General features: G+C 66.9%; 16 protein-coding genes. 11 read left to right on the forward strand and 5 right to left on the reverse strand.

Features of this window, described 5'->3' with window-relative positions:
• The first annotated feature begins 17 nt into the window (after positions 1-17).
• The 3 genes from EJP69_RS10880 to EJP69_RS10890 all read left to right on the forward strand — a co-directional run bounded on the left by EJP69_RS10880 (position 18) and on the right by EJP69_RS10890 (position 3,639).
• Positions 18-1,220, forward strand: a complete 1,203-nt coding sequence (locus EJP69_RS10880) for a PepSY-associated TM helix domain-containing protein (RefSeq protein WP_093196440.1) — start codon at positions 18-20, stop codon at positions 1,218-1,220.
• Positions 1,217-1,426, forward strand: coding sequence for a hypothetical protein (locus tag EJP69_RS10885; protein ID WP_093196438.1), 210 nt, complete (start codon positions 1,217-1,219; stop codon positions 1,424-1,426). Before EJP69_RS10880 ends, EJP69_RS10885 begins: the two co-directional genes overlap by 4 nt.
• 83 nt (positions 1,427-1,509) lie before the next feature.
• The gene (locus EJP69_RS10890; RefSeq protein ID WP_126470044.1) at positions 1,510-3,639 is read left to right on the forward strand and encodes a TonB-dependent receptor; all 2,130 of its coding nucleotides are present in this window, start codon (positions 1,510-1,512) and stop codon (positions 3,637-3,639) included.
• Positions 3,640-3,664: 25 nt separating this feature from the next.
• On the opposite strand, the gene metK is transcribed toward EJP69_RS10890, so the two are convergent.
• Complete coding sequence (metK, locus tag EJP69_RS10895; protein WP_126470046.1) at positions 3,665-4,849, reverse strand: methionine adenosyltransferase; 1,185 nt, start codon at positions 4,847-4,849, stop codon at positions 3,665-3,667.
• A 220-nt stretch (positions 4,850-5,069) separates the two neighbouring features.
• On the opposite strand from metK, the gene EJP69_RS10900 reads away from it, so the two are divergent.
• Both EJP69_RS10900 and EJP69_RS10905 read left to right on the forward strand, forming a co-directional pair.
• Positions 5,070-5,960 carry a lysophospholipid acyltransferase family protein gene (locus tag EJP69_RS10900; RefSeq protein ID WP_093196432.1) on the forward strand — a complete coding sequence of 297 codons (891 nt, stop codon included), beginning with the start codon at positions 5,070-5,072 and terminating at the stop codon, positions 5,958-5,960.
• Positions 5,957-6,841, forward strand: coding sequence for an LpxL/LpxP family acyltransferase (locus EJP69_RS10905; RefSeq protein ID WP_126470048.1), 885 nt, complete (start codon positions 5,957-5,959; stop codon positions 6,839-6,841). Before EJP69_RS10900 ends, EJP69_RS10905 begins: the two co-directional genes overlap by 4 nt.
• Before the next feature lie 21 nt (positions 6,842-6,862).
• Here EJP69_RS10905 and EJP69_RS10910 read toward each other — a convergent pair whose 3' ends face one another.
• A complete protein-coding gene (locus EJP69_RS10910) occupies positions 6,863-7,777 on the reverse strand; it encodes an alpha/beta fold hydrolase (protein WP_126470050.1) in 915 nt (304 codons plus the stop codon).
• 88 nt (positions 7,778-7,865) lie between these two features.
• Positions 7,866-8,612 (reverse strand): ribosome biogenesis GTP-binding protein YihA/YsxC, encoded by a 747-nt coding sequence (yihA, locus tag EJP69_RS10915; protein WP_093196426.1) that lies wholly within the window; start codon positions 8,610-8,612, stop codon positions 7,866-7,868.
• 72 nt (positions 8,613-8,684) lie between these two features.
• On the opposite strand from yihA, the gene EJP69_RS10920 reads away from it, so the two are divergent.
• From EJP69_RS10920 to EJP69_RS10940, 5 genes are all read left to right on the forward strand, one after another.
• Positions 8,685-9,365 carry a c-type cytochrome gene (locus EJP69_RS10920; RefSeq protein WP_126470052.1) on the forward strand — a complete coding sequence of 227 codons (681 nt, stop codon included), beginning with the start codon at positions 8,685-8,687 and terminating at the stop codon, positions 9,363-9,365.
• Between the two features lie 123 nt (positions 9,366-9,488).
• Positions 9,489-11,669 carry a cytochrome c biogenesis protein ResB gene (locus tag EJP69_RS10925; protein ID WP_126470054.1) on the forward strand — a complete coding sequence of 727 codons (2,181 nt, stop codon included), beginning with the start codon at positions 9,489-9,491 and terminating at the stop codon, positions 11,667-11,669.
• Positions 11,666-12,982 carry a c-type cytochrome biogenesis protein CcsB gene (ccsB, locus tag EJP69_RS10930; protein ID WP_126470056.1) on the forward strand — a complete coding sequence of 439 codons (1,317 nt, stop codon included), beginning with the start codon at positions 11,666-11,668 and terminating at the stop codon, positions 12,980-12,982. Before EJP69_RS10925 ends, ccsB begins: the two co-directional genes overlap by 4 nt.
• Before the next feature lie 118 nt (positions 12,983-13,100).
• Entirely contained in the window at positions 13,101-14,126 is a 1,026-nt protein-coding gene (gene msrP / locus EJP69_RS10935) for a protein-methionine-sulfoxide reductase catalytic subunit MsrP (RefSeq protein WP_126470058.1), read from the forward strand.
• 28 nt (positions 14,127-14,154) lie between these two features.
• Positions 14,155-14,814, forward strand: coding sequence for a protein-methionine-sulfoxide reductase heme-binding subunit MsrQ (locus EJP69_RS10940; protein WP_126470060.1), 660 nt, complete (start codon positions 14,155-14,157; stop codon positions 14,812-14,814).
• A gap of 10 nt (positions 14,815-14,824) precedes the next feature.
• On the opposite strand, the gene lysA is transcribed toward EJP69_RS10940, so the two are convergent.
• Positions 14,825-16,105, reverse strand: coding sequence for a diaminopimelate decarboxylase (lysA, locus tag EJP69_RS10945; RefSeq protein WP_126470062.1), 1,281 nt, complete (start codon positions 16,103-16,105; stop codon positions 14,825-14,827).
• Positions 16,102-16,404 carry an LPS translocon maturation chaperone LptM gene (lptM, locus tag EJP69_RS10950; protein WP_126470064.1) on the reverse strand — a complete coding sequence of 101 codons (303 nt, stop codon included), beginning with the start codon at positions 16,402-16,404 and terminating at the stop codon, positions 16,102-16,104. The genes lysA and lptM overlap by 4 nt, the downstream gene beginning before the upstream one ends.
• A 12-nt stretch (positions 16,405-16,416) precedes the next feature.
• Between lptM and cyaY the strand changes: the two genes are divergently transcribed.
• Positions 16,417-16,749: an iron donor protein CyaY gene (gene cyaY / locus EJP69_RS10955; protein ID WP_093196411.1), complete on the forward strand. Its 333-nt coding sequence runs from the start codon at positions 16,417-16,419 to the stop codon at positions 16,747-16,749.
• The last annotated feature ends 20 nt before the right edge of the window (positions 16,750-16,769 follow it).

Below are 16,769 nucleotides of genomic sequence, written 5' to 3' on the forward strand. Positions count from 1 at the left end.
GATAGAGCAGCCACGACATGAACAGCCGAAAGATCAAGACCTGGGCCTGGGTGCACAAGTGGAGCAGCCTCGTGTGCACGGTGTTCATGCTGCTGCTGTGCATCACTGGCCTGCCGCTGATCTTCCACCACGAGATCGGCCATCTGCTGGGCACCGAGGTCGAGGCGCCGAAGATGCCGGCGGACACGCCGCGCGTCAGCCTCGACCGCGTGCTGGAAGTGGCGAAGGCCAAGCATCCCGACCGGGTTGTGCAGTTCGCCTCGCAGCCCGAGGACGACGACGGCCTCTGGTTCGTCACGCTCACGCCCACGCCGGAGCCCACGGACGACTTCAAGTCGGTCGCGGTCGACGCGCGCACGGGCGCGGTGCTCGCGCAGCCGAAGTTCGACGAGGGCTTCATGTACGTGATGTTCAAGCTCCACGTCGATCTCTTCGCGGGGCTGCCGGGCAAGCTCTTCCTCGGCTTCATGGGCCTGCTGCTGCTGGTGGCCGTCGTTTCGGGCGTGGTGCTGTATTCGCCCTTCATGCGCAAGCTCGACTTCGGCACGGTGCGGCGCGAGAAGCGGCCACGCCTGAAGTGGCTCGACCTGCACAACCTGCTGGGCATCGTCACGCTGGTGTGGGTGTTCGTGGTGGGGGCCACCGGCATGATCAACACGTGGGCCGACTTGGTCATCAAGTACTGGCAATACGATCAGCTCAGTGCGCTGCTGACGCCGTACAAGAACGAGCCCGTCGTCGCGGTGAACGAGCGCGCCTCCGTGCAGCGTTCGATGGATGTTGCGCTGCAGGCCGCGCCCGGCATGAAGCTGTCTTTCATCGCGTTCCCGGGCACCTCGTTCTCGAGTCCGCACCACACGACCTTCTTCCTGCGCGGCAACGAGCCCTTCACGTCGAAGCTCCTGCAGCCGGTGCTGGTCGACGCCAAGACGGCCGAGGTGACCGCTTCGCCCAAGCTGCCCTGGTACCTCTGGGCGCTGCTGGTGTCGCAGCCGCTGCACTTCGGCGACTACGGCGGCATGCCGATGCAGATCATCTGGGCGCTGCTCGACATCGCGACCATCATCGTGCTGGGCAGCGGCCTGTATCTCTGGCTCAAGCGGGGCAACACCGTGCCGGCTGCCTCGAAGAAGACAGAGGAGCATGAGGTGCCGAAGCACGCCCCCGTCGGCGGCACCGCCCAACCCGAGCCGGCACCGGCCATGAAGGTGCAGGCATGAAGCAGCACCAGCATCACCATCAAGGCTTCTGGCGCATGTGGGGCTGGCCGATCGTGCTGGGCGTGCTCACGACCTTCGGCCTGATCTCCGCGCTCTTCAGCGACGGCGGGCTGGGCGACATCCTGGCCTGGATCGCGCTCGGCATCCCGTGCGTGGTGTGCGTCTGGTACGGCTGGTGGAGGAAGCCGGCCGACAGCAAGGCCTAGCGAGCTCCGGCGAATCGTAGTTTTCCCTGAGAGTCGCGCCACCGCGACACGCCCGGCCGGAGTGCCGAAGCAGAATCTGCGCGATGAACCTCGCGCCTGCTGCTTCCGCCGTCGTCGTCGGCTTCCTGTCGCTGTTCGTCGCTCCGATGGCTGCACGAGCCCAGCAGGAGCCGGCCGGCAGCCTGCGCGAGATCACCGTTTCCACGCCGCGAGGAGAGGTGACGCCTTTCAACGTGCCGGGCTCGGTGGACCGTGTGGACGGCAACGAGATGCGCGACAGCCGCCTGCAGGTCAATCTCTCGGAAGGCCTCGGCGCGGTGCCGGGGCTGCAGGTGCAGAACCGGCTGAACTACGCGCAAGACCTGCAGCTGTCCATTCGCGGCTTCGGCGCGCGCTCCACCTTCGGCGTGCGCGGCGTGCGGCTCTACGTCGACGGCATTCCCGCGACATTGCCCGACGGGCAGGGCCAGACCTCCAACATCGACATCGGCTCGCTCGACCGCATCGAGGTGCTGCGCGGACCGTTCTCCGCGCTCTACGGCAATTCATCCGGCGGCGTGGTGCAGGCCTTCACTGCTTCGGGCGAGGGACCGCCCCGGCTGTCGTATTCGCTCGCGGGCGGCAGCTTCGGAACCTGGCGGCAGTCGCTGCAGGTCAGCGGATCGCAGGGCGCGGTGGACTACCTGCTCGACGCGAGTCGTTTCCATACCGACGGCTGGCGCGAGCACAGCGCCGCGAAGCGCGACATCGCCAACGGCAAGCTCGGCATCGCGCTGGACAACGGCGACAGGCTCACGCTGGTCTTCAACAGCGTGCGCATCGACGCGCAGGACCCGCTGGGCCTCACCGCCGACCAGTACGCGCTGGCGCCGCGCAATGCACCGCTGGCCACGCAGTACGACACCCGCAAGACGGTCGAGCAGACGCAGGTCGGCCTGCTCTATGAACACCGCATCGACGCCACGCAGGGGCTGCGCCTCATGGTCTACGGCGGCCAGCGCAAGACCACGCAGTTCCAGTCGATTCCGCCCTCGGCGCAGCAGAACCCGCTGCACGCGGGTGGGGTGATCGACCTGTCGAGGCAGTACGGCGGCGTGGACCTGCGCTGGAACGGCGCGTTCACGCTGGCCGGCAGGCCCCTCGAGGTGGTGGCGGGCCTGGGTTACGACAGCCTGCGAGAAAAACGCCGCGGCTACGAGAACTACCTGGGCCCGGTCTCCGCCCCGGTGCTCGGCGTGCAGGGGCGGCTGCGGCGCAACGAGCTCAACGAGGCCTGGAATCTCGACCCCTACGCGCAGGCCACCTGGCGCCTTGCCGAGCGCTGGACGCTGGAGGCCGGCGTGCGCCGCAGCAGCGTGCACTTCAATTCGCAGGACCGCTACATCGTCGGGACCAACCGCGACGACAGCGGCAGCGCGCGTTACAGCAAGACCCTGCCGGTGGCTTCGCTGCGCTACCAGGCCACGCCGGACCTGGCGCTGTACGGCTCCATCGGGCGCGGTTTCGAGACGCCGACGCTGAACGAGCTCTCCTACCGGGCCAATGGCGCGAGCGGACTCAACTTCGCGCTGCGGCCTTCGGTGAACGACAGTGTCGAGGTCGGTGCCAAGGCGCGGCTCGCCGGCGGCCTGCTCACGGCGGCGCTGTTCCAGACCCGCACGCGCGACGAGATCGTCACCGATACCAACGTGGGCGGCCGCGCCACTTTCCAGAACGCCGGCCGCACGAAGCGCAACGGCTTCGAGCTGGGCTGGCAGCACGAGACCGCGAACCACTGGCGCACCCAGCTGGCCTACACCTGGCTGGATGCGACCTACCGCGATGCCTTCTGCTCGCCGTTCCCGTGCGCGGCCGCGAACAGGGTGGCTGCGGGCAACCGCATTCCGGGCATCGCGCGGCAATCGCTGTTCGCGTCGTTGGGGTGGGTGCCGCCCGAGGGCTGGCGTGCCGGCATCGAGATGCGCGCGCTGGGTCGCATCCAGGCCAACGACGTCAACACCGCGAGCGCGCCGGGCTATGCCGTCGCGGCGGTGTATGCGGGCTACCTGAAGAAATGGGAGCGCTGGGAGTTCAACGCCTTCGCGCGTGTCGACAACCTGTTCGACCGGCGCTACGTGGGCTCGGTGATCGTCAACGAAGGCAATGCGCGCTATTACGAGCCTGCGCCGGGCCGCAACTGGACGGTGGGGCTGAGCGGCACCTACCGCTTCTGAAGCCCCACCATCTTTTCCTGCTTGCTTACTTGAGGCCGGCTGCTGCGCGCAGTGCGGGGGCCTGCGTGGTCGCTTCCCAGGTGAACTCGGGCTCCTCGCGGCCGAAGTGGCCGTAGGCGGCGGTCTTCTGGTAGATCGGGCGCAGCAGGTCGAGCATCTGGATGATGCCCTTCGGGCGCAGGTCGAAATGCTCGCGCACCAGTTCGGCGATCTTCTCGTCGGGGATCACGCCGGTGCCTTCCGTGTACACGGTGATGTTCATCGGCTGGGCCACGCCGATGGCGTACGCCACCTGGATCTGGCACTGGCGCGCCAGGCCGGCGGCCACGATGTTCTTGGCCACGTAGCGTGCGGCGTAGGCGGCCGAGCGGTCGACCTTCGACGGGTCCTTGCCCGAGAACGCGCCGCCGCCGTGCGGGCAGGCGCCGCCGTAGGTGTCGACGATGATCTTGCGGCCGGTGAGGCCGCAGTCGCCCTGCGGGCCCCCGATGACGAAGCGGCCGGTCGGGTTGATCAGGTAGCGCGTGTCCTTGAGCCACTCCTTGGGCAGCACCGGCTTGATGATCTCCTCGATGATGGCTTCGTTGAACGAAGCCTTCATCTTGGTGGGCGTCTCGCTCTGGTCGGGGCTGTGCTGGGTGGAGAGCACCACGGTGTCGATGCTGTGGGGCTTGCCGTCCACGTAGCGCATCGTGACCTGGCTCTTGGCGTCGGGGCGCAGGAAGGGCAGGCGGCCGTCCTTGCGCAGCTGCGCCTGGCGCTCGACGAGGCGGTGCGCGTAGTAGATCGGCGCGGGCATCAGCTCGGGCGTTTCGTCGCAGGCGTAGCCGAACATCAGGCCCTGGTCGCCGGCGCCGGTGTTCAGGTGGTCGTCCGATGCGTGGTCGACGCCCTGGGCGATGTCGTTGGACTGCTTGTCGTAGCAGACCATCACGGCGCAGCCCTTGTAGTCGATGCCGTATTCGGTGTTGTCGTAGCCGATGCGCTTGATGGTGTCGCGCGCGACCTGGATGTAGTCGACGTGCGCGTTGGTGGTGATTTCGCCGGCTAGCACGACCAGACCGGTGTTGGTCAGCGTCTCGGCGGCCACGCGGCTGCGGGGGTCCTGCTCGAAGATCGCGTCCAGGATGGCATCCGAGATCTGGTCTGCGACCTTGTCGGGGTGGCCTTCGGATACGGATTCGGACGTGAAGAGGAAGTCGTTCGCCATTTGTTCAAAACTCCTTGATTTGACTTGGCGCGTTGCCAACTCTGCGGAGCTCTGGCGAACGCTTTAGCAGATGTCGATTTCTCGACCCGGCACAATCGCACTGCTGCGCTTGTGTTTGTCGCCCTGCAAGTTGTTCCGTAACTCGGCGACAATTTGCATTCTATTCGAGCCGCGCAATACCATGCGCGCGCGTCCGTTTTTTGACCCCCTCCCGTATTCGATGATCACCCTGTTCCGCCTGCTCGCCCGCGTGCCGATGCCGCTGATGCATCGGCTCGGTGCATTGCTGGGCTGGCTGGTCTGGTGGAGCGCGCCCGGCTATCGCCGCCGCTTCAAGGCCAACGCCGAGAGCGCGGGCTTCGGCCCCGACCAATACCGTCCCGCCATCGCCGCCGCCGGCAAGATGGCTTCCGAGCTCCCCTGGCTCTGGCTGCGCCCGCAGGGCCAGACCGTGCTGAACCGCGTGGTGCGCTGGGAGGGCGTCGAGGCCTTCGAGGCGGCCATGCAGGCGAAGAAGGGCGTGATCCTGGTCGCGCCGCACCTCGGCAGCTGGGAGATGTGCGGCCAGGCCATCGGCGAGCGTTTTCTGTCCACCTACGGGCCCATCACCGCGCTGTTCCGTCCGGCGCGCAAGAAATGGATGGCCGACCTGATCGCCGCCGGTTCGCGCGACCGGCCCGGCCTGCAGACGCTGCCTACCAACAACACCGGCGTGCGCGGCCTGATCCGCACGCTGCGCAACGGCGGCTACACCGGCATCCTGCCCGACCAGGTGCCGCCGCTGGGACAGGGCGTTTGGGCGCCTTTCCTGGGCCGCCCGGCCTACACCATGACCCTGCTTCCCCGCCTTGCGCAACAGACCGGCGCGGCCTGCTTTCTCAGCGTGTGCGAACGCCTGCCGAATGCGGCCGGCTACGTGATCCGCTTCGAGCCCATCGTCGGTACGGCGCTGACCGACCCTTCCGCGTCCATCGAGGACGCCGCCGCCGCCATGAACGACGGCATCGGCCGGCTGATCCACAGCCTGCCGGGCCAGTACGTGTGGGACTACGCCCGCTACAAGGAGCCGCGCGCCGAGCGCGTGGTCGCCGCGGCAGGGGAAGCCGCATGAGCCTCGGATCCCGACTCGGCATCGGCTTCATGCGAGTGATCGCGCCGCTGCCGCTGCCCGTGGTGCGCGGTTTCGGTGCGTTCCTCGGCCGCATCCTGCACACCATCGCAGTGCCGCGGCGGCGCGTGGTCGACACCAATCTGGCAGTCTGCTTTCCGGAGAAATCGGAAGCCGAGCGCCGTGCGATCGCGCGCGAGAGCTTCGTCTACGTGGCGCAGTCGTGGCTGGACCGCGGCTGGCTCTGGCACGCGCCCGAGAAGACGGTGGCTAGCCGGCTCAAGATCGTCGGCGCGGCCTCGGAGATCGACGAGATCGCCCACGGCGACGAGCCGATGATCCTTTTTGCGCCGCATTTCTACGGCCTCGATGCGGCTGCGACTGCGCTCACGATGCACACCGCGCGCCCCTCGGCCACCATCTACACGACCCAGCGCGACCCGATGATCGACGCCTGGATCCGCGAGGGCCGCACCCGCTTCGGCGACGTGGCGGCGCTCAACCGGGTGGACGGCATCAAGCCGGTGCTGCAGGGCCTGCGCAAGGGCGGCCTGCTGTACCTGCTGCCCGACATGGACTTCGGCCGCGACCAGACCATCTTCGTGCCGTTCTACGGCGTGCAGGCGGCCACGGTGCCATCGCTGTCGCGCTTCGCGCGGCTGGGCAAGGCCAAGGTGGTGCCGGTGGTGGCGAAGCTCACGCGCGAGGGCTACGAGATCGAAATCCTGCCGACCTGGCAGAACTTTCCGACCGACGACGTCGAGGCCGACACGGCGCTCATGAACGAGCGGCTGCAGGGCTACATCGACACGATGCCGTCCCAGTACTACTGGGTGCATCGCCGCTTCAAGACTCGCCCCGAGGGCGAGCCGCCCATCTACTGATTCGATTGCGGCAGCGTGCCCTCAGGGGGTGCGCTGCAGAAAACCCTCGATCTCGCGCGCGACCAGTTGCGGCTGCTCGTGCACGATCCAGTGGGTCGCGTTCGGCACCTTCTTCAGCTCGAGCTTCGGCACGTAGTCTTCCAGTCCCTCGAGCAGGCCGGGCAGCAGGGCCGCGTCGTCGAGCGCCCAGAACACGAAGGTCGGTACTTCCACCACCAGCCGTTCGCGTGGCAGCACGGGAATGCCGTCGATGGTCTGGCCCGGCAGCGGCGGCTTCATCGGCGTCACGCGGTAGAGATTGCAGGCGCCGGTGAGACCCGCGCTCCAGACCTCGCGGTATTTCTGCTTGACTTCCTCGGTGAGCCAGCCGAAGCCGTCGGGGCCGGCCTTCATCAGCAGGAAGAAGGGCCACATGCGCTTGAAGTCGTCGGCCGCGAGCAGCGCTTCCGCGTCGGGGCGCGCGAGGAAGTTCATGTAGGCGCTTGCCTGCTGCTGCGCCGGGCTGTTGCGCAGCTCCCGGGTGAAGGTGCCCGGGTGCGGCGAATTGATGATGACCAGCCTGCCGACCTGCTGCGGGAAGGCATTCGCATAGCCCCAGCCGAAGGCGCCGCCCCAGTCGTGGGCGACCAGCGCCGCCATGGTGCCGTCGGCGCTCTCGGTGGCGGCGAGCTGCTGGATGTCCTGGATCAGCAGGTGCGCCTTGTAGGCCGCCACGTCGGTCGGCGAGCTGGATTTCTCGAAGCCGCGCAGGTTGGGCGCCACGCAGCGGTAGCCGCCGTGGGCCGGGTCGGAGAAGTACTCGAGCAGTTCGTCCCAGATGAACGCGGCCTCGGGGAACCCGTGGAGGAACACCATCAGCGGCCGGCCCGGCTGGCCGGCGGCGCGGCAACTCAGGGTGGTGCCGTTGGGCAGGCTGCGTTGGAATGTCTCGATCATGCTTCTTGTCTCCTTCGGGTTGACTGTATCGCTATTGTTTTGATAGTGAACTTCGCAGATGGGACGGTCGGTACAGCCTGCTCCTGTGTCAGGCGTCTTCCTGTGGCGGTGGCTCGGGTTCGGCGGCTGGCGCGTCGGCGCCTTCGGGGTGCACCCAGCGCCACAGCAGCTCCGCGGCCTCGCCAACGCCTTGCTTCTTCAGGGCCGAGAACAGTTTCACCTCGCCGCCACCGGCCTGCAGTCGCGTAATGGACAGCACCTTCGCGCCCTCGCTGCGGGTGAGCTTGTCGGCCTTGGTCAGCAGCACGAGGAATTTCAGGCCCTGTTGCACGCGCGGACGGATCACGTCGAGCAGGATCTCGTCGAGCTCGGTCATTCCGTGGCGCGGATCGCACATGAGCACCACGCCGCGCAGGTTTTCGCGCGTCATCAGGTAGTTGCCCATCACCCGCTGCCAGCGCAGCTTGGCTTCGCGCGGCACGGCCGCATAGCCGTAGCCGGGCAGGTCGGCGAGCACCGCGTCATCGACCTTCTGCTTGCCGACGCCGAACAGGTTGATGTGCTGCGTGCGGCCCGGTGTCTTGGAGGCGAAGGCCAGGCGCGTCTGTTGCGTCAGGGTGTTGATGGCGGTCGACTTGCCCGCGTTGGAGCGGCCGACGAAGGCGATCTCGGGCAGGCCCAGGGGAGGCAGGTGCTCCAGCTGGGGGGCGCTGGTGAGGAAGTGGGCGGTGTGCAGCCAGCCCAGCGCCGCGCGTTCGCGCTCGGCGACCTGGGGGGCCGCGGCGGGAGCCGCGCGGGGAGGATAGGCTGCGGGCTTGGCGCGCGGGGAGGGCATCTACGGACTTTCGAAACAGGGCCCACATTGTAGAATCGTGAGGTTTTGCGCCATAAATTCGAAGCCCCCGATATGAAGTTGTTTGCCAATATTGTGCTTGCGGCCCTCGTGGGCATCGCATCCAGCGTGAGTTTTGCAGCCGATGAACACGCGGCCAATCCGGGTGCGGCAGCCGCCGCAGCGGCAAAACCGGCCAAGCCGGACCCCGCCAAGGGGGACACGCTGTTCAACGCAACGCCGGCAAACAGCCAGAGCTGCGCTTCCTGCCACAACGCCGACGGCAACTCCGCCATCGCCGCCAACCCGAAGCTGGCGCAGCAACACCCCGAATACATCCTCAAGCAGCTGCAGGACTTCAAGTCCGGCGCGCGCAAGAGCGCGATCATGAAGCCGCTGGCTTCTGCGCTGTCGGAAGAAGACATGCGCAACATCGCCTGGTTCGTGGGTTCGAAGAAGGTCAAGCCTGGCTTCTCGAAAGACAAGGACACCATCGCGCTGGGCGAGAAGATCTACCGCGGCGGCATCGGCGATCGCCAGATCCCGGCCTGCGCCGGCTGCCACAGCCCCAACGGCGCCGGCATCCCGGCCCAGTACCCGCGCCTGGGCGGCCAGAACGCCGACTACACGGTGGCCCAGCTCACCGCCTTCCGCGACAACGTCCGCCTGAACAGCCTGCCCATGACCGGCGTCGCCGCCAAGCTCAACGACAGGGAAATCAAGGCGGTCGCCGACTACATTGCCGGTTTGCGTTGATGATGGCGCTCCCTGGAGCGTGACCAGCCGCCGATAACAACCCAGACAAAGGGCGGGCCGATCCAGCAGGATGGCCCGCCCTTTTTTGTTTTTTCTCCTTCTCTTTCTTCCTGATTTCGCCCGATGTCCGTCTCCACCCATGGCCTTCGCGTTCATCGCGGCCCGCAGGTGCTTCGCGCCGCGGTGGAGCTGCTGTCGTCGATGCGCTTTGCGATCGCGCTGCTCACCATCATCTGCATCGCGTCGATCATCGGCACGGTGCTCAAGCAGCACGAGCCGATCAACAACTACATCAACCAGTTCGGGCCGTTCTGGGCCGAACTGTTTCGCGCGGCGCGGCTCGACTCGATCTACAGCGCCTGGTGGTTCCTGCTGATCCTGCTGTTCCTGGTGATCAGTACCACGCTGTGCATCGTGCGCAACACGCCGCGCATCGTGGTCGATCTCAAGACCTTCAAGGAAAACATCCGCGTCCAGAGCCTGAAGGCCTTCGGTCAGCGTGCGGAAAACACGCTCGGTGAAGCGCCCGAGGCCGCGGCAAACCGCATCGGGCAGCTGCTCGTGAGCGGCGGGTGGAAGGTCAAGCTGCAGCGGCGCGAGGCCGGCGCCGACGGAAAGACTGCCGAGGGCTGGATGGTCGCGGCGCGCGCCGGCGGGGCCCACAAGCTGGGCTACATCGCGGCCCACGGCGCCATCGTGCTGGTGTGCCTCGGCGGCCTGCTCGACGGCGACCTCGTGGTGCGCGCCCAGACCTGGTTCAACGGCAAGAGCGTGTTCACTGGCGGCGGAATGATCGCCGACGTGCCGCCGCAGCACCGCCTGTCGGCCAGCAACCCGACCTTCCGCGGCAACATCCTCGTGCCCGAGGGAGGGCAGGGCAGCGTGGCCATCCTCAACCAGTCCGACGGAGTGCTGCTGCAGGAACTGCCGTTCTCCATCGAGCTGAAGAAGTTCATCGTCGATTACTACTCGACCGGCATGCCCAAGCTGTTCGCGAGCGAGGTGGTGCTGCACGACCGCGAGACCGGCGAGCAGGTGCCCGCGCGCATCGAGGTCAACCACCCGGCCAGCTACAAGGGCGTGGAAATCTACCAGTCGAGCTTCGACGACGGCGGCTCCAGGGTGAAGCTCAAGGCGGTGCCGATGACTGCCGCGGCCAAGTCTTTCGAGGTGGAAGGCGTCATCGGCGGCCCGAGCACCGAGATCACCAACGGCAAGGACAAGCTCACGCTCGAGTACGCCGCGCTGCGCGTGATCAACGTCGAGAACTTTGCCGACGCGAACGCCATGGGCAGCGGTGCCGACGTGCGCAAGGTCGACCTGCGCCACGGCATCGAATCGCGCCTGGGCGCCGCCAACAAGACCAACAAGCCGAAGGTGCTGCGCAACATCGGCCCGAGCATCGGCTACAAGCTGCGCGACGCCGCTGGCCAGGCGCGCGAATACCAGAACTACATGGTGCCGGTCGACACCGGTGACGGCCAGCCGGTGTTCCTGCTGGGCATGCGCGAGAAGCCCGACGAGCCGTTCCGCTACCTGCGCGTGCCGGCCGACGAGCAGGGCTCCATGGACGGCTTCGTGCGCATGCGCGCGGCGCTTGCCGACCCGGCCACGCGCGAGCGCGCCGTCGAGCGCTACATCGCCAAGGCCACCGATCCCAAGCGCCCCGAGATGGCGGAGCAGCTGCGCGTGTCCGCCACGCGCGCGCTGGCCCTGTTCGCCGGCACCGAGCGCGCCAAGGCCGATGCCACCACCGTGGGCGGCTGGCAGGCCATTGCCGAGTTCATGGAAGTCAACGTGCCCGAGGCCGAGCGCGAGCGCGCTGGCGGGGTGCTGGTGCGCATCCTCAACGACGTGCTGTTCGAGGTGCTCAACCTGAGCCGTGAGGGCGCCGGCCTTGCCGCGCTGGCCAACGACGAGAAATCGCAGGCCTATCTGACGCAGGCCGTGCTGGCCATCAGCGACGCCCATTTCTACCCGGCCCCGGTCGCGATGATGATGACCGACTTCACCCAGGTGCAGGCCAGCGTGTTCCAGGTGGCGCGTGCCCCTGGCAAGAACATCGTCTACCTGGGCTGCCTGTTGCTGATCGTCGGCATTTTTGCCATGCTGTACGTGCGCGAGCGCCGCCTGTGGGTGTGGCTGACGCCCGGCGGCACGGCTGCTTCCGACGGTGATGCAGCCGGTACGGCCGCCACGATGGCGTTCTCGGTCAATCGCAAGACCATCGACAGCGATCGCGAATTCGAGCATCTCAAACGCAAGCTGCTCGCCCTGAACAAAGAAGACCCCGGGACAACATGAACACCACGACCCTCACGCTCAATGAAAGCTGGCTTTCGCGCCGCAACCTGTTCGACTGGGTGTTCGCGGCGCTGGTGGTGGCCGGCGGCCTGTTCGCCTTCGCGCGCCACGCGGGGTCGATGGACTATTACGAGAAGCCGATCCTCGGGGCCGCGATGGTCTCGCTGATCGGCATCTGCTGGTTCTGGCGGCCACTGCGCGTGCTGGCCATCGTGGTTGCTGCCGCCTCGCTGCTGGCCATCGCGTCGTACCAGGGCGACCTGGCTCGCGCCGACAGCGTGTTCTGGCTCAAGTACTTCCTGTCGAGCCAGTCGGCCATCCTCTGGATGAGCGTGCTGTTCTTCATGAGCACGCTGTTCTACTGGCTCGGCTTCTTCGGCGGCAGGCAGTCGGACACCTTCGACACCATCGGTTCCCGCCTCGCGTGGGCGGCGGTGACGATGGCGCTGATCGGCACCATGGTTCGCTGGTACGAAAGCCACCAGCTCGGCCCGGACATCGGCCACATCCCGGTGAGCAACCTGTACGAAGTGTTCGTGCTGTTCTGCTGGCTGACGGCGGCCTTCTATCTGTACTTCGAGGAGCGCTACAACACGCGTGCGCTCGGCGCCTTCGTGATGCTGGTGGTCAGCGCGGCGGTGGGCTTTTTGCTCTGGTACACGATCGTGCGCGAGGCGCACGAGATCCAGCCGCTGGTGCCCGCGTTGCAGAGCTGGTGGATGAAGCTGCATGTGCCGGCCAACTTCATCGGCTACGGCACCTTCGCGCTGGCGGCCATGGTCGCCTTCGCCTACCTCATCAAGGAGCAGGCCAACGAGACGCGCTGGTACAAGCTCACCCCGATCTGGCTGCTGGGCGTGGCGCTGTGCTTCGTGCCGGTGGCGTTCCGCCAGCGCGTGCAGGAAGCCGGCGGCAGCTACTGGGTGATCTACGCGGGCATTTCCGCGCTGATCGCCGCGGGCATCCTGCTCGGGCGCAAGCGCATCGCGGCGCGCCTGCCGGCCAACGAGGTGCTCGACGACGTCATGTACAAGTCGATCACCGTCGGCTTCGCCTTCTTCACCATCGCCACCGTGCTGGGCGCCCTGTGGGCGGCCGACGCCTGGGGCGGCTACTGGAGCTGGGACCCGAAGGAAACCTGGGCGCTGATCGTCTGGCTCAACTACGCGGCCTGGCTGCACATGCGGCTGGTGAAGGGGCTGCGCGGCACCGTGGCGGCCTGGTGGGCGCTGGGCGGGCTGGCTGTCACGACTTTCGCCTTCCTCGGCGTGAACATGTTCCTGAGCGGGTTGCACAGCTACGGCACCCTGTAACTGCAGGCCTGCGGGCTTTCGCGAAGAATTATTGAAACCGCGCGCTGCGGCGGCGCGTAACCAGATCAGGGTCGGCCACGAACTACCCTGAGCACAACGATTCCGCGAAAGGTCCGTCATGTCGTTCCATTCCCGTCCGATCCACCGCAGCAACAACAGCGACGGCAACGGTTTCATCCATCCGCTGTCGAGCGAGATCACGTCCCGGGAGGTCTACGAAGGCCGCCGGGACATGCTGAAGCTCATGGCCGGCGGTGCCGCGGGAGCCGCGCTGGCGGCATTCGCCTCGCGCGAAGCCTTGGCGCAGGCCGAGCGCCCCAACAAGCTCGCGCCGCTGCCCGGCGCCAAGTCGGCGGTGCCCGGTGCCATTTCGATGGAGAAGGTCACCGACTACAAGGACGCCTCCACCTACAACAACTTCTACGAGTTCGGCACCGACAAGGCCGATCCGGCGAAGAACGCCGGCACGCTGAAGACGCGGCCCTGGACCGTGGAGGTGGAAGGGCTGGTCAAGAAGCCGGGCAAGTACGGCATCGAAGACCTGCTGAAGCTCAGTGCGCAGGAAGAGCGCATCTACCGCCTGCGCTGCGTCGAGGGCTGGTCGATGGTGATTCCGTGGGTCGGCTATTCGCTGGCCGAGCTCATCAAGAAGGTCGAGCCGCAGGGCAATGCCAAGTTCGTCGAGTTCGTGACGCTGGCCGATCCCAAGACCATGCCCTTCGTGGGCTCGCGCGTGCTCGACTGGCCCTACACCGAGGGCCTGCGCATGGACGAGGCGATGCATCCGCTCACGCTGCTTGCCTTCGGCATGTACGGCGAGGTGCTGCCCAACCAGAACGGCGCACCGGTGCGGCTGGTGGTGCCATGGAAGTACGGCTTCAAGTCGGCCAAGTCGATCGTGAAGATCCGCTTCGTCGAGAAAGAGCCGAGCACCGCCTGGAACAAGGCCGCGGCCAACGAATACGGCTTCTATTCGAACGTGAACCCCAACGTCGACCATCCGCGCTGGAGCCAGGCTACCGAGCGCCGCATCGGCGACGGCGGCGGCCTGTTCGCCAAGCGGCGCAAGACCGAGCTGTTCAACGGCTACGAAGCGCAGGTCGGCCAGCTCTACGCGGGCATGGACCTCAAGAAGAATTACTGAGCCGGCTTCTGCGCGCGGTCATCGCCCCATGAACAAGCTGCTCATGCATCCGGCGACCAAGCCGGTCGTCTTCCTGCTGTGCCTGCTGCCGTTCGCGCTGCTGGCCTATGGCGCGTTCACGGACGGGCTGGGCGCCAACCCCGCCGAGTTCCTGATCCGCGCCACCGGCGACTGGACGCTGCGCTTCATCTGCATCGTGCTGGCGGTGACGCCGCTGCGCGTGATGAGCAAGTGGAACGCGCTGGCGCGCTACCGCCGCATGCTGGGCCTGTTCGCGTACTTCTATGTGGTGCTGCACCTGCTGTGCTACAGCTGGTTCGACATGGGCTTCGAGTGGGGCGACATCGCGAAGGACATCGCCAAGCGGCCATTCATCCTGGTGGGCTTCTCGGCCTTCGTGCTGCTGACGCCGCTGGCGGCCACCTCGTTCAACCGTGCGATCAAGGCGATGGGCGCGAAGCGCTGGCAGCTGCTGCACCGGCTGGTCTACCTGATCGCTGGGCTGGGCCTGCTGCACTTCTTCTGGATGCGCGCGGGCAAGAACAACTTTGCGGAAGTGTTCGTCTACGCCGCGATCATCGGCGTGCTGCTTGCGTGGCGCGTGTGGAATTTCGCCAGCAAGCGCGGCAAGGCGAAGCCGGCGGCAGGCGCAGTGCGCAACGGCGAGAAGCCGCTGCGTACCGGCTGAAGGACGGCAGTCAGCCGTCGATCTCGCTGCGCAGCTGGTCTTCCATCGTCTCGCGACGACGGATCAGCCTGGCGCTCGCGCCGCTCACCAGCACCTCGGCGGCGCGGCCGCGCGTGTTGTAGTTGCTGGACATGCTCATGCAGTACGCCCCCGCCGACAGCACGGCCAGGAAATCTCCGGCCAGCACGTTGAGTGCGCGGTCACGGCCGAGCCAGTCGCCGCTTTCGCAGACTGGGCCGACCACGTCGTAGGTCGTGGCATTGCCGGCGCGGGCGCGCACCGGCACGATGCGCTGGAAGGCCTGGTACATCGCGGGACGCGGCAGGTCGTTCATGGCTGCGTCGACGATGCAGAAGTTCTTGTCCTCGCCGGGCTTGGTGTAGAGCACTTCGGTCAGGCACACGCCGGCGTTGCCGACCAGCGAACGGCCGGGTTCGATCACCAGCTTGCGCTTGCCGAAGCCGCGCGCGTCGAGCTTGGCGAGCAGCTGCTGCCACAGCGCATCGGCCTTGGGCGGCACTTCGCCGTTGTAGTCGATGCCCAGGCCGCCGCCGAAGTCCAGGTGATGGATCGGCACGCCGGCTGCCTCGATGGCTTCCACCAGGTCGAGCACGCGGTCGCAGGCGTCGAGATAGGGCGACGCTTCGGTGATTTGCGAGCCGATGTGGCAGTCGATGCCCACCACTTCCAGGCCCGGCAGGCGTGCGGCGTGCTTGTAGGCCTCGACAGCGCGGTCGTGCGCGATGCCGAACTTGTTGCCCTTCAGGCCGGTGGAAATGTACGGATGCGTCTTCGGATCGACGTTCGGATTGATGCGGATGCTGATCGGCGCGCGCTTGCCTTCGGCAACCGCCACTTCGTTGAGGACGTCGAGCTCGGCTTCGCTCTCGACGTTGAAGCAGGCGATGCCGGCCGCGAGGGCCTGGCGCATCTCGGCGCGGGTCTTGCCCACGCCCGAGAAGATGATCTTCTTCGGATCGGCGCCGACGGCCAGCACGCGCGCCAGTTCGCCGCCCGAGACGATGTCGAGGCCGCAGCCGGCTTCCGCGAACACGCGCAGCACGCCGAGCGAGGAATTGGCCTTCATCGCATAGCAGATGAGGGCGTCGCGTCCCTCGAAGCCGCGCTGGTACGCCGCCAAGGCGTCCAGCATCCATTGCTGCGAGTAGACGAAGAGGGGCGTGCCATGCTCGCGGGCCAGCGCATCGAGTGCGACGCCTTCGACGTGCAGCGCGCCGTCGCGCTCCGCGATGTGCGGTTGGCCGGGCAGGGAGTTTGCGGTTGCGCTCACTTGCGTTGCTCCGTGCCGGTGTTGTTGCTGTTGCTGCCCGCCGGTGCGCTGGCGGCTGCGGCCGGCGCGGGGGCCGTCTGACTGGAAGACGTAGAGGAGGTGGAGGGCGACGACCTCAGACTATCGGGCGTCATGAGCTCCGGCAGCGTGGCGCGCCCGGCGGCGGCCGGATCGGTCGGCAGGTACAGCGGACCGCGCTGCCCGCAGGCCGCGACAAGCCCGGCGGCGCCCACGGCGAGGCAGACCATGAGCGCAGCGCGGACGCGGGTGCTCACTAGAATTTGGTGAACGTTCAACATGGCGAAATTGTAATGACCGACACCGAGTACATGGATCGCGCCGAGGCTGCCCTTGCAGCGATCGAGCTGGGCTGCGACCGCATCAACGAAGCGACCGACGCGGACATCGACAACCAGAGGGTGGGCGGGATGATCACGATTTCATTCCGCAACGGCAGCCAGCTGATCGTGAACCTGCAGAAGCCCCTCCAGGAAATCTGGCTTGCCGCGCGTTCCGGCGGCTATCACTACCGCCACGACGGCAAGGCCTGGCTCGACACCAAGACCGGCGAGGAGTTCTTCGGCAATCTGTCGCGCGAAGCGACTCTTCAGGCCGGGCAGCCGCTGAGCTTCGCGGCTGCCTGATCTTTCGCGGCCCTTTCGCG

The sequence above is a fragment of the Variovorax gossypii genome (genome assembly GCF_003965815.1).
GTDB lineage: Bacteria > Pseudomonadota > Gammaproteobacteria > Burkholderiales > Burkholderiaceae_C > Variovorax > Variovorax gossypii.